General features: G+C 34.4%; 15 protein-coding genes. 10 read left to right on the top strand and 5 right to left on the bottom strand.

The features are described 5' to 3' along the window. Positions 1–6: 6 nt before the first annotated feature. The 4 genes from BGI23_RS17565 (at position 7) to BGI23_RS17550 (ending at position 3,738) form a co-directional block, all read left to right on the top strand. Entirely contained in the window at positions 7–573 is a 567-nt protein-coding gene (locus BGI23_RS17565; RefSeq protein ID WP_014481737.1) for a hypothetical protein, read from the top strand. A 215-nt stretch (positions 574–788) separates the two neighbouring features. Further along, entirely contained in the window at positions 789–2,516 is a 1,728-nt protein-coding gene (locus BGI23_RS17560; protein WP_044793518.1) for an S-layer homology domain-containing protein, read from the top strand. 221 nt (positions 2,517–2,737) lie between these two features. After that, on the top strand, positions 2,738–2,884 hold the full coding sequence (locus tag BGI23_RS17555) for a BC1881 family protein (protein ID WP_000644411.1): 147 nt from the start codon (positions 2,738–2,740) through the stop codon (positions 2,882–2,884). A gap of 98 nt (positions 2,885–2,982) precedes the next feature. Beyond that, entirely contained in the window at positions 2,983–3,738 is a 756-nt protein-coding gene (locus tag BGI23_RS17550) for a sulfite exporter TauE/SafE family protein (RefSeq protein WP_000974646.1), read from the top strand. A 315-nt stretch (positions 3,739–4,053) separates the two neighbouring features. Here BGI23_RS17550 and BGI23_RS17545 read toward each other — a convergent pair whose 3' ends face one another. Further along, positions 4,054–4,254 (bottom strand): DUF3903 domain-containing protein, encoded by a 201-nt coding sequence (locus tag BGI23_RS17545; protein ID WP_000576449.1) that lies wholly within the window; start codon positions 4,252–4,254, stop codon positions 4,054–4,056. 141 nt (positions 4,255–4,395) lie between these two features. Here BGI23_RS17545 and BGI23_RS17540 point away from each other — a divergent pair, with 141 nt between their 5' ends. Beyond that, complete coding sequence (locus BGI23_RS17540; RefSeq protein ID WP_070806705.1) at positions 4,396–4,809, top strand: NUDIX hydrolase; 414 nt, start codon at positions 4,396–4,398, stop codon at positions 4,807–4,809. Between the two features lie 12 nt (positions 4,810–4,821). Here BGI23_RS17540 and BGI23_RS17535 read toward each other — a convergent pair whose 3' ends face one another. Together BGI23_RS17535 and BGI23_RS17530 are read right to left on the bottom strand one after the other, a co-directional pair. Continuing rightward, positions 4,822–5,499: an LrgB family protein gene (locus tag BGI23_RS17535; RefSeq protein WP_000578957.1), complete on the bottom strand. Its 678-nt coding sequence runs from the start codon at positions 5,497–5,499 to the stop codon at positions 4,822–4,824. Next, positions 5,496–5,861, bottom strand: coding sequence for a CidA/LrgA family holin-like protein (locus BGI23_RS17530; RefSeq protein ID WP_000872364.1), 366 nt, complete (start codon positions 5,859–5,861; stop codon positions 5,496–5,498). The genes BGI23_RS17535 and BGI23_RS17530 overlap by 4 nt, the downstream gene beginning before the upstream one ends. Positions 5,862–6,013: 152 nt before the next feature. Between BGI23_RS17530 and alsR the strand changes: the two genes are divergently transcribed. The 4 genes from alsR (at position 6,014) to BGI23_RS17510 (ending at position 9,657) form a co-directional block, all read left to right on the top strand. After that, positions 6,014–6,919: an acetoin biosynthesis transcriptional regulator AlsR gene (alsR, locus tag BGI23_RS17525; protein WP_000423223.1), complete on the top strand. Its 906-nt coding sequence runs from the start codon at positions 6,014–6,016 to the stop codon at positions 6,917–6,919. Positions 6,920–7,150: 231 nt separating this feature from the next. Then, positions 7,151–7,717 carry an FtsX-like permease family protein gene (locus tag BGI23_RS17520; protein WP_070806704.1) on the top strand — a complete coding sequence of 189 codons (567 nt, stop codon included), beginning with the start codon at positions 7,151–7,153 and terminating at the stop codon, positions 7,715–7,717. Between the two features lie 91 nt (positions 7,718–7,808). Continuing rightward, a complete protein-coding gene (locus BGI23_RS17515) occupies positions 7,809–8,720 on the top strand; it encodes an ABC transporter ATP-binding protein (RefSeq protein ID WP_000180647.1) in 912 nt (303 codons plus the stop codon). Then, positions 8,713–9,657: an ABC transporter permease gene (locus BGI23_RS17510; protein WP_000482766.1), complete on the top strand. Its 945-nt coding sequence runs from the start codon at positions 8,713–8,715 to the stop codon at positions 9,655–9,657. The genes BGI23_RS17515 and BGI23_RS17510 overlap by 8 nt, the downstream gene beginning before the upstream one ends. Positions 9,658–9,695: 38 nt before the next feature. Here the strand turns inward: BGI23_RS17510 and BGI23_RS17505 are convergent, their stop codons facing one another. Together BGI23_RS17505 and BGI23_RS17500 are read right to left on the bottom strand one after the other, a co-directional pair. Further along, a complete protein-coding gene (locus BGI23_RS17505; protein WP_000157893.1) occupies positions 9,696–10,841 on the bottom strand; it encodes a M20 peptidase aminoacylase family protein in 1,146 nt (381 codons plus the stop codon). 109 nt (positions 10,842–10,950) lie between these two features. Continuing rightward, positions 10,951–11,859, bottom strand: a complete 909-nt coding sequence (locus tag BGI23_RS17500; RefSeq protein WP_000947048.1) for an EamA family transporter — start codon at positions 11,857–11,859, stop codon at positions 10,951–10,953. A gap of 486 nt (positions 11,860–12,345) precedes the next feature. On the opposite strand from BGI23_RS17500, the gene ccdA reads away from it, so the two are divergent. Continuing rightward, positions 12,346–13,053 (top strand): cytochrome c-type biogenesis protein CcdA, encoded by a 708-nt coding sequence (gene ccdA / locus BGI23_RS17495; protein WP_070806703.1) that lies wholly within the window; start codon positions 12,346–12,348, stop codon positions 13,051–13,053. Positions 13,054–13,080 lie beyond the last annotated feature (27 nt).

Genomic DNA, 13,080 nt, shown 5'->3' with positions numbered 1-13,080 from the left:
AAAGAGGTGGGCTTTCTGAGTGCTATATTAAGGGGTATTTTGTATGTTTATATTTGTTTGTATATACTCATGTATCTTGCTTTTATGTTTATTATTGGTATGGCTCATACGTCATTAAGTGTAACGAGCATTTTTATAATAGTCATGCCATTTGTTTTATTAGTTATGATTCAAAAGTCGATCTTATATGTGGCTAAAAATCGTAATGAAGAAAAGAAGCAAATGTCGGGAGTATTAATAGTAGCACTTATTCCGTTAGTAGTATGTACTGCACAATTAAGTATGAATACATACACTTCCAAGTTTAACCAAGATCGGTGGTTACATGCTGAAGATAAACGGGTACATATGGTAGATGATCTATTGCAAAAATATAAATTAACAGGAAAATCAAATGAAGAAATTACACAATTATTAGGAACGCCTACTGAAACGAGAAATGGAGAAAACGGGGTTATCACTTCGTACTATCTTGGAACTGAACGTGGCTTTATTCCCATAGATAGTGAACATCTTGTTTTACAATTTGATAGAGATGGTAAAGTTGTGGAATATAAGGTGCATACCGATTAAAGAACCGTTGAGAGAAGCTATATATTATAGCTTCTTTTTTATATTCCAATATAGTAAATGTAGGCAAATAGTAGTCATTCCTATCTATACGAATTGGAATGAGTCTGTTATATTGTAAATGGTTATGTTACTTAATAGTTTAGTAGATAATCTATATTTTGGTTGAGGAGGGGAATTTTAACACGAATTTAAAGATATGCGTGTTAAGTATTATGATGAAAAAAGGATTTTATAATGTTTTAGCTGCATCAATTGTATTTAGTATGGTAACGATTCCAAATTATTCCTATGCTAATGAGCTTGGAAAAACTGTTACAGTTTCATCTGATGAACAAGCTTTAAAAAGTATTGAAAACCATATGAAAGATGAAGATGGTCGAGGGGAAGATAAAGGAGTAAGAAGTGAAGTGCAAGGTGAGTTTCTTGTACATATAGTGAAAGAAGTACCTTTATACGATTCTAGTAATTTCCAAAAAGAGACAGGGATTCGTATTTCGAATCAAGTTGTAAAAGCTGAGAAGAGAAAAGGAAACGCTTACTATGTTCAAACTTCATCGGGAACGGGATGGATACAAAATAGTGATGGAAATGTAGAGGTTAAAGAAATTCACCCGTTATTAAGTGAAAAGTTAGTTATTAATGAAGGAAGCTCTACTTACTCTGAACCATTTACTTCATACAAAGAAGAAAATGTACTGGAGCCGCAAACTATTCAAGCAATTGGACAGGCGGGAGAATGGTTCCAAGTAAAAATAAATAATGAGATGAAATGGATTCATTCACCTTCAGCAAAATTTGAAGGAACAAAAGCTTCACTTATACAAGATGCAGCACCAACACGTACAAAACGTGCAGCGGCTATGTATGCTGCGCCAATAGAAGAGAAAACAACGGATATTTATGGTGTACCTTTAAAAGAAATGATTGTACCAAAAGGAAATGAAAATATTCGTCCAGGTTATGCGATGAACCCGAAGTATATTACGATTCATGAGACCGATAATTATAGTGTTGGGGCAAATGCTAGAAACCATGCGATATATTTATATAACCAAGCAACGGGAACGGAAGATCGTTCAGCGTCGTGGCACTTTACGGTAGACGATAAAGAGATTTATCAACACCTGCCATTAAACGAAAATGCTTGGCATGCAGGAGATGGAGCAGAAGGAACTGGGAATCGAGAATCAATTGCGATTGAAATTGCTGTAAACGAAGATGGTGATTATAATAAAGCTGTTGAAAATGCTCGTAAACTAGCAGCTTATTTAATGGGGGAATTAAATATTCCTTTAGAAAATGTGAAAAAACATCAATTTTGGAGTGGGAAGATTTGTCCAGCCATTATGATTAAAAATAATGGGTGGGAACCATTCTTACAAGGAACAAAAGTTTATTATGATGCGAACCATAAAGATGATATAACGGGTGGTTGGTATGAAGCAGACATTCGTGAATTAGATAAGCGCGGTATTATGGTTGGAGATGGAAAAGGTTCTTATTGGCCAGAGCGCCTTGTGACACGTGGTGAATTTGCAAATTTAATATCAAGATCATTGCAGCTACCTGAAGGATCATCGAATTTTAATGACTTAAATACAGCACATCCATCGCTAATAGATGGTATTAATCGTGCAGCAAGTGCTGGGATAATAAGTGGTAGAGGAAATGGTATATTTGCTCCAAACGATACGATTAAACGAGATGAAGCTGTTATCATGATTGACCGTGCACTGCAATATAAAAAAATTAAAGGTAACTTAGTCTCGTTACCATTTTCAGATCAAGATTTAGCATATGATAAACAAGCTGTACAACGTGTTTATGGATTAGGTATTGTAAAAGGAAATGAAAATAATGAATTTATGCCGAAAGGTTCTGCAACGCGTGGAGAATCGGCAGCATTTATTAATAGAATGTTAAAAGTAATAGAAAGTAAATAATGAAAATGCACTCGCTTTTGCGAGTGCTTTTTTATTTTTCAATATGTTATGGAAGGGAGCGGAGGTTTTTGAGTGGAATAAGGAATGAAAGCGGAGGTGATGCATATATATAGATGCGTTGGATTGTTTTTAACGAGCTATTTGCGAGCAGCCTGATTGAAAATCCATACTGGTTAAAGTTTTACTTTATCATATTGTATAAATGAAAAGGAGGTAAGACGGTGAAAGCTATACCGACTGATGTCCTGAGTAAAGAATTGATGGAAAGAGAAGGCGTTATATCTATTACAGTAAAGGAATTTGAAAAAATCGAAGTAGCTGGAGTAGTAGTCGCTGGCCCCGCGGTTATTTTGATTAATCAAGATTAAGTACATAGTATTGAAATAAAAAGTATCCTAGATGGATGCTTTTTATTTGTGTAGAAGAAAGAATATGGTGGATAATTGCCTTACTGGAGGGAGAGTATGTGGCAATTATTATAACGATGTTAGTAATGGGGATTTTATTAGGGTTTGTTGGAGCTGGGGGAGCCGGGTTTATTATCGCGATACTCACTTTAGTATTCCATATTCCTATTCACGTTGCACTTGCAACGTCTTTAACTGCTATGGCATTTACGACATTATCTGGGGTTATAAGTCATTATCGTGAAGGAAATGTAGTACTTACTATAGGCGGGATTGTTGGGGGATGTGGAGCGCTTGGTTCTTATATCGGTTCAAAAATTGGTTCACTTATACCAGGACATCTTCTTCATTGGTTTACAGCTGGGATGTTATTTTTATCTGCAATTTTTATGTTTATTAAATTAATTAAGTTTCAAAATAGGGAAGAGTTACTTTTAGCAGAGATTAAAGATTTTTCGAAAGAGAACATAATGAAATGTATATGTCTTGGATTAGTCACTGGAATGATGGCTGGTTCATTTGGGATTGGTTCTGCACCATTTATTCAACTTGGATTAATGGGTCTATTAGGATTGACGATTCAGCAATCTGTAGGAACAACAATGCTTGTTATATTGCCCATTGCGATTGGGGGTGGGTTAGGGTATAGTTCAGAAGGGTATCTAGATTATATATTATTATTGCAAGTATTAATTGGGACGATGCTAGGAGCTTATATCGGTGCGAAGTTTACAAATTATGCACCACGTATGCTTTTGAAGTTTTCAATGATTATGACACCAGTTTTCGCTGGATGTATGTTATTAATGGGATAAAAATAATATAGCAAACTAATATGTTTTACGAATGAATTATGTAAGTAATTCATATTTCCCATATAAAAGGATTTGCTTTAATATAATGAGTGTAAAGTTCGAGTATTCGAAGTACTACTTGAATTATATCCCTATCCCTTTTCTAAAAATGCGAACAAGTTTTGCCCTATTCTATTCAATATTTAATTGTATAGAAATATATTGTTCGATGACCATTATGGAACGTACATAATGGGAAAATCCCGATCCTTAAAGAGGATGCCCCTAATCTTCATGTGAAAATATGATCGGATATGAAAGCTGACCAATTTATGGTCAGCTTTCTTTTTGTTCAAAAACTATTTCTTCTTTAATTTCAGTTTGTAATAATAAAGCTTTTCCGAAACGACGTTTACATTCTGCACGCACTTTTTCAATGGCTAGTAGCTGAGTAGTAGCAGGAACTGTGACGATAGCTTGGCGAGGTTTTCGATTTTCTTCACAAAAGACACATTCCACAACATATTTAAAAATCATGCTTTCATCCTTCCGTTTTTAATTTCTAAGAAGGAACTGCCTATGAAGTTGATGTAAATTTTCGTCATTGTTTTCCTTTTTTCCTCTTTTTTCAAGGAGAAAATAAAAAAGGAGACGAATAGTAGTAGGGGAGGGATGTATATGGAAAGATGGATAGGTTGTGCAGCAGTATGTGTAAATGAAAGAAATGAGGTTTTAATGGTATTGCAAGGACAAAAAGGTGAAGAAAAAAGGTGGTCCGTCCCAAGTGGAGGACTTGAAAAAGGAGAAACACTAGAGGAATGTTGTATCCGAGAAGTTTGGGAAGAAACAGGTTACAATGTGGAAGTTGTAAGTAAAATATACGAAAAAGAAGGGATTACATATGGGGTTCCTGTATACGTTCATTATTATGTCGTAAAAAAAATAGGCGGTAGTATGAAAATCCAAGATCCTGATGAGTTAATACATGAAGTTGCTTGGAAGAGGATAGATGAAATGAAGGAATTAACGTTATCTTTCCCGGAGGATTATGAGATTTTAAACAAATACATAAATAAAAAAGCGAGTGTGTAAACACTTGCTTTTTTAATGTATCCACGATAAGAAAAGCGGAACGATAACTAAACTAGCTCCTGCAGTTAAAAGCATAGATAAACTTGCAATCGTTCCCTCTACAGGACCGATTTCGAATGCTTTTGATGTGCCGGTTCCATTTGCGCTCGTTCCTAACATAATACCTTTTGCAATTGCTGTTTTAATACGGCATATACGAATGAGAGAAGGTCCGAGCAATGCTCCTGTTAACGCAGTTAAAACAACAAATACTGCTGTTAATTGTGACATACCACCAATCATTTCTGAAATGGCCATTGCAATTGGCGTCGTTACAATATGAGGTGCTAAACTATGTTCTAACGATGAATCAATTTGAAAATAATTTGCTAGTAGTGCTGAAGTAATAACTGATAGAAACGAACCAACAATGACATTAAGTAAAATAGCTATTCCATGTTTCTTAAGTAAATCAAAGTATTTATAGATTGGCCATGCAAAAGCAACTGTTGCAGGTTTTAATAATTCTGTTAACCAGTGGCCTCCAGTTTCATACGTTTCATAAGATGTGTCTAGTCCGAGTAATAACGCGATTAAAATAATAGGACATACGAGAAGAGGAGAAAGTAAGCTCCAATTCCAGCGTTGATACATTTTCTTCGATATCCAATATGTGAATAGTGTTAATAGTAAACAAAGAAAGCCGATCATTGCACGGATCCTTTCCGCTTTAGTAGCAATTCTGTTAAGAGTCCTGTAACGAGAGTGACACAAAGTGTACTAATCATAATAATTAAGATGAGATCGATTCCATATTGTGATAGTGTATCTTTGTAGCGTATGACAGCGACTGCAGAAGGAATGAAAAATAAAATAAGTTCTTTTAATAAAAAGTCTGCACCGTCTTGTATCCACTCTTTTTTCACTAGGTTAAATTTTAATGAGATTAATAATAAAAAAATACCGATAATACTTCCTGGAACTGGGAGGTGTGCCTGTTTTGCAATCCATTCACCTGTCCAAGCGAAACAAAATAATAGTAAAATTTGTCCGCTTAATTTCCACCATTTCATACAGTAACCACCTCTTTCTTTTTTTACATAAAAATTGTAAAAAAGAATTAACAATTTCTACTATACGTTCATTCAAAAAATTTGTCTAATATATAAATTATATGTTATTAATATATTAGACGTATTAATTGAAATGGAAAAGGGTGTCCAAAATGGAATTACGGCATTTGCAATATTTTGTTGTAGTGGCAGAGGAGTTACACTTTGGACGAGCGGCTGCTCGTTTACAAATGACACAACCACCGCTTAGTCAACAAATTCAGCAATTAGAAAAAGAAATGGGAGTTATGTTATTTTCAAGAACGAAGAGAAAGGTTGAATTAACAGAAGCTGGAGAAATGTTTTTGAAAGAAGTAAAAAAAGCGTTCGAACAAATTGAAAAAGCGGTAGAGATTGCACAAAGTGCCCAAAGGGGAGAAGTGGGCTCACTTTCAATTGGTTTTGTAGGTGCGGCGATATATGATATTTTACCATCTATCGTAAGGGAGTATAGAAAGAAATTTCCGAGGGTGTCTGTTGCATTACATGAATTATCTACTCCAGATCAAGTGCATGCACTTCATGATAATCGAATTGATATTGGATTTTTGCGTCCACCAATCCCAACACAATTATTAGAGTTAGAGCCAATACAAAAACTATCTTGTACTTTATGTTTACCGAAGGCTCATCCACTTGCAGAGAAAGATGAAATACATATAGAAGATTTACGGGATGAACCGTTTGTATTTATTACGAGACCAGTATGGCCAGCGTTATACGATACAATTTTATCACTTTGCCGCGACGTCGGGTTTAGTCCGCGTATCGTACAAGAAGCGACGGAATATCAAACAGTTATGGGACTTGTAGCAGCGGGGATTGGAATTACAGTCATACCCGTATCGGCAAATAAATTATATAAAACAGAAGTTGTATATAAAGAGCTATATGATTCTAATTTTGTTGCAGAAATGTCAGTAGCTTACAAAAAAATGAATAGCAATCCAGAGCTACTAGAGTTTTTAAAAATTGCAAGAGAGAAGAAAAGAATAGAAGTTGAGGATGAGATTAATTAAGTTATTAAAAAGTACACCTCATTAAACAATAAAGCGGAAAGGCAATATAATTGCCTTTCCGCTTTATTGTTCTTTTTTTAGTTCTATACTAAAGAGATAAACATGTTCATTTTTGTTTTCTAGGACTAAAGACTTAGAGAAAATTCCGATTGTAGTGCGATGTTTAAAATGTCATATTTTTATACACTAGTAGTATAGAATGCGTATGTAATAAGGTAGGGGAAGAATTTTATGTCTTTATGTCGGTTAGCGAGAAAAAATATAAGAACATTTGCTACCAAAAGGATGAAGCAATTTATGTGGATTGCTATGAGTATTATGATTTTGTTTTTTATGATATCGCTACAATTTAATGAAGTAGTTGCTGGGGAATTAGGGACTACACTTTTATTTCAAATGTGTTTTTACACGTTGTTTATCGTAGTCATTTTCATATGTACGTTTATTACATATAAAATGACTTATTCTCTTCTGCAAGCGAGGAAAGAAGAAATTAAATCTTATGTAGCAGAGAATAGGAACGTACTATGTGTATTATGTCAGGAACAATTATTTATTTATGGAGCAGCGTTTGTGTTTGGATTAGTTAATGGGATGTTATTTTTAAAATTATTTACGATTATCTTTATGAAAATAACAGGAATACAAGGGATAAATAGTGCACCGATTACAATATATGCAATAGTAGTAGTGAGTATAATTATGATTGTTATTCTTCTATTATCGATGGTGCAATGTATTCGATTTGTTCAAAGTTTACAAGATGAAAATTCATTTCAGTTTAAAGAAAAGGCATGAGCAATCATGCCTTTTTTCCATTTTACACATAAAAATAATCATGTTACAGTGTAAAGACCTGACAAAGAATGGGAAGGAAAGGTTGTATAGCATGACAAATGAACAATCAATTGTAAAGGTCGAGCGGTTAACGAAGCGAATCGGTTCAAAGACACTTGTAGAAAATATTAGTTTCGAAGTTAAAAAAGGTGAAGTAGTTGGTTTGCTTGGACCAAATGGTGCTGGAAAAACGACTTTAATGAGAATGATGGTCGGCATGATTCGTATGACAGAGGGCGAAGTTTGGATTGACGGTCAATCTGTAAAACAGCAATTTGAAAGTACTGCCTCGAAAATTGGAGCAGTAATTGAGACACCGGAATTTTATCCATTTTTGAGCGGCTATGAGAATTTAACATATTTCGGACGCATGAATGGTAACGTGACAGAAGAACGTATCGATGAAGTAGTGAAATTGCTAGGGATGGGACAAGTAATTAATCGCAAAGTAAAAGCATATTCACTCGGCATGAGACAACGTTTAGGAATTGCCCAAGCGCTTATTCATGATCCAGATGTATTAATATTAGACGAACCAACGAATGGATTAGACCCTAGTGGAATACATGAAATGAGAATGTACATAAAGAAAATTGCACATGAACAAGGAAAAGCGGTACTTGTATCTAGTCACTTACTTTCGGAAGTTGAATTAATGTGTGATAGAGTTATCATTATTCAGCACGGAGAATATGTCGCGACGCAAAATATTCAGCATAATCAAAGTGAAGAGATGGAGACAATCCGTATACGCGTAGATGATGCGAATAAAGCGGCAGAAATGTTAGACCAAGATGTTTTAATAAAAGGTAATGATTTACTTATTCATGTAAAAGATGAAGAAATCCCAAATGTTATTCGTACATTGCTTGAGAAAAACATTCAAGTGTATCGTGTATATGAAGAAAGAAAAACGTTAGAAGAGCAATTTTTAGAATTAACAGGGGGAAAAGATATTGTTTAATTTAGTGTATAACGAATTGTATAAAATATTTAAGCGAAAGCGAACGATTATTCCATTTGCAGTTATTGCAGTATTAATAATCGGATTAGGATGGGTTACTGTAAAGTATTTGGAGCCGGAAACAAAAGGATGGAAAGCTGATTATACAGAACGAACTGTAGAAATTGAGAAAAAGCTAGGCATGGAAAAAGAAGCAATTTTAGCGGAACGATCTGGGGATGAGCTTGTAAAGGAATATCAGCTTAAGATGAAGCATTTAGATACAGATACAGCACCTGCAAGTAGTTCTCCGCTTTCTTTCATGAGAGATACAGGTTTTATCGTATTTCCAATATTGCTCCCGTTTATCCTCGTGTATGCAAGTACAATTTTTGCGAATGAATATAGCTGGGGAACATATAAATTTTTAACGATACGACCAGCAAGTCGCTTTAAAATTTTGACAGCTAAATTTTTAGCAATTGTCATATTTGCAGCGCTATTGTTTATATTTAATATGATTTTCTCCATTTTATGTGGACTTGTTATTTATAAATTCCAGCAGCCTGCATGGAGCGAGTTTATTTTCCAAGATGGAAATATTATAAAACAAAATATTTTTGTAGAAGCTAGTAAGTATTATATTTTATCGTGGTTGCCGACGATTGTGTACGCAGCGTTTGCATTTATGATTTCTGTACTAACAAGATCTAGTGGAGGCGCGATTGGTATTTCACTATTTCTTGCTTTATCAGGTAATATTGCATTACTAGCAGCAACTAGATATGATTGGGCGAAATATTTATTGCCAGCAAACACAGATTTATATAGTATTGCAAAGAATGGAAGCTTTATTGATGGAGTAACGTTCCCGTTTGCATCATGTATGTTAGTACTGTATTTATTTGTATTTTTAATCATTTCCTATACAGTATTTTTAAAACGTGATTTAACTTAAAAAAAAGAGCCGTTAAGCATTTCTTAACGGCTCCTTTTTTAGGAAAAGTGTTTAAGTGCTTTTTCAGCTAACAAAGTGAAGTATTCTGCACTTATAGGTAACGCTCGCTCATCTACTGTAAAGCTTGGATGATGCCATTCATGTGTACCACTCGTTCCCATAAAGACGAATGATCCTGGTATGTGTTGTTGATAAAAAGAGAAATCTTCGCCAGCCATGGAAGGAGTAGGGGTAATCACGTCTAGTGACATTTCCTGTGCAGTTTGTGTACATAAATGAGTAAGACTTTCATCATTATGGACAGCAGGAGGACCTGAATGAAAATGGAATTCTGTTTTTACACCTAGTGCATCAGAAACGCCCTTAATGATACGTTCCATTAAGGCTGGAATTTTTTCGCGTGTTTCAGCTTGGAAAGTACGAACAGTACCTTCTAATATTGCTTTTTCAGGAATAACGTTCCACGTATTTCCTGAGTGGATGTTTGTGACACTGACGACGGCATTATGTGAAGAACTTATATTTCGGCTTACAATAGTTTGTAGTGCCATCACAATTTGAGAGGATGCGACAATTGGATCTACCCCAGCATCTGGTACAGCTGCATGTGTACCAACTCCGTGAATTTTAATTTCAAATCGATCAACTCCGGCCATAAGTGGACCATCTTTAATACCGATTGTACCGACTGGTAAATCAGGTTTGTTATGCATACCGAAAATAGCTTGTACGCCATGTAAATGCCCAGCTTCAATAACTTTGCAAGCGCCATTACTACTCTCTTCAGCCGGCTGGAATATAAAGCGAACAGTTCCATTTAGGGAAGGTTCCCTTTCTTTTAATAAATAAGCTGTACCTATAATAGCAGCTGTATGAAAATCATGCCCACAAGCGTGCATTTTTCCATGGATTTTTGAAGCGTAGGATAAATTTGTTTCTTCCTGAATAGGAAGGGCATCAATATCAGCACGGATTGCTATAAGCGGTCCGTTACTATTCCCCGAAATTTCAGCAATAACGCCCGTTTCTAAACTAGAATTGATAATTGTAATATTTTTTTCTTCTAACCAATTCTTTATAGCTTTCGTCGTTTTGAATTCTTCGTAGGATAATTCTGGATTCTCATGTAAATTTCTACGAATAGAAATAAGTTGATCAGTTAACTGTTCTAGATTTGATGCCACTTATAATGCCCTCTTTCTTAAATAAAGTATTTACTATAAGTATACAATAATAAAAGAGAGGATTCTCAAATGAAAATCCTCTCTCGTTTATCATGTGTAAGTCTTCACTTTATGCAGCAACTTTTTTATGTGTATGATGTTTACGATAACGTCCACGCATTGCATAGGCAATTTGCGGGATTGCAATACCGATTAAAATAAGTGATACACCGAACCATTGTGAAGAGAGCACAGCTTCTTTTAAAACGAATACAGACATAATTGTAGTAACGGGTAATTCTGCTGCACCAAGAATAGTTGCTAAGCCAGAACCAATCTTTGGAATACCAATTGTAAAGGCGATAGAAGGAATAACGATACTAAATGTTCCTAAACCTAAACCGTATTTCCAAAGACCTTCAGAAATTGCACCGTTAAAAATAAATGTTGGAGGGAATACGATCATTACTAAAGTTAAAGCGCCAGCCATTAAGAGAACACCACGTGGTAATGAAGGTACTTCAACAGCAACTTTTCCGCTCACAAAAATGTATGTTGCAAATGTAACAGCAGATAACAGGCCTAGTATAATTCCTGTCGTATCGAAATCACCTGCTGATTTTTCTAGTAAACCACTTGATAAAAATGTACCTGCAAGTAAGAAAATAACGGAAATAACCTTTTCTCTTGAAGGTAATGTTTTTGTTGCGACTGCTTCAATAATAATTCCGACCCAAACGAATTGAAATAAAAGTATAATTGCAATAGATGCTGGTACAGTTTTTAATGAAGCATAATAAAAAATTCCAGTGAAACTTGCAGATGTACCTGCAACGAATAAAGTTAATGCTTGTTTTAATGGAACACGATGTCTAGAAAATAGAAGTGTAATAGCAAGCAAAATAATCCAACCGAACAAATATTGGCTGCCAATTACCTCTCCAAGTGAAAATCCTTCTGCATATGCAAGTTTAACGAAAATAGCTAAAATCCCATAACTACACGCTCCTAATAAAACTAAAAGAGAATAACGAAGCATGAAAAATTCCTCCCATCTATATGAACTTGTTCCGTAACGGACATATATAACTAGAGGGAAGTATACAAAATTAAAAATGAAGGGTCAAATAAAAGAAAAGTGTGACATTTTATAGAATAATAATAAAAGTATGATATTTATGCATAATCTTGAAATTAGTAATAATAGAAGTATTGTAAAATCAGCTTTGTATTGTATAAAGACAGCATTTGAAAAAAATATTTTTTAATCAATATGTATATAGACATACGAATAATATGCTAATCATTTGAGAAACTATGTTACCTTTGTTATGTTAATAACATTAGAGAGGTTTTGTAGTTTAATTGAGATTTTTCTATATAATAGAAGGAACTGAAAACGTTTTTTTAGAAAAAGCGTGAAAGGGTAGTTTTTCTTATTATCACGTTGGAAAAGTGATTTCACGAATTGTTCACAGTATTTTTATATGTTTTTGCTACAATATGTAAAGAGAGGAGTGGAACAATGCAAGATATTAGTATTTTTTTAGCGTTTGGCGCCGGGTTTTTATCATTTATTTCCCCATGCTGCTTACCGCTTTATCCGGCATTTTTATCGTACATAACAGGTATGTCGGTTTCTGAGTTGAAAGAAGAAAATGCAATGCTTCGCAAAAGAAGTATGATACATACAGCGTTTTTCTTACTTGGATTTTCAATTATATTTATGGCAATTGGATTTGGTACAAGTTTTATTGGAGGCATTTTTACAAATTATAAAGATTTAATTAGACAGTTAGGTGGTATATTTATCATCGTATTTGGTCTTATTATTGTCGGTGTGTTTAAGCCGAAGTTTTTAATGCAAGATCGTAAATTCACGTTTAAAAATCGTCCGAGTGGTTATTTTGGATCTATTTTAATTGGATTGGCTTTTGCCGCAGGATGGACTCCTTGTACTGGACCTATTTTAGTATCTGTAATCGGATTAGCAGCAACAAACCCAGAATCAGCAATGATTTATATGATCGCATACATACTTGGATTTGCTATTCCGTTCTTCGTACTATCATTCTTTATTACGAAAATGTCTTGGATTAAAAGAAACAGTATGAAGTTCATGAAAATCGGGGGATACGTTATGATTATCATGGGTATTTTCTTATACTTTAACTGGATGACGAAAATTATCGTATATTTCTCAAGTTTATTTGGTGGTTTTACTGGTTTTTAGTATTATTCTGTGAAAATGTTGGAAATA

Origin of the sequence: Bacillus sp. ABP14 (assembly GCF_001831375.1) — a bacterium.
GTDB classification, from domain to species: domain Bacteria; phylum Bacillota; class Bacilli; order Bacillales; family Bacillaceae_G; genus Bacillus_A; species Bacillus_A paranthracis.
This window is presented reverse-complemented; position numbering and strand designations above follow the sequence as displayed.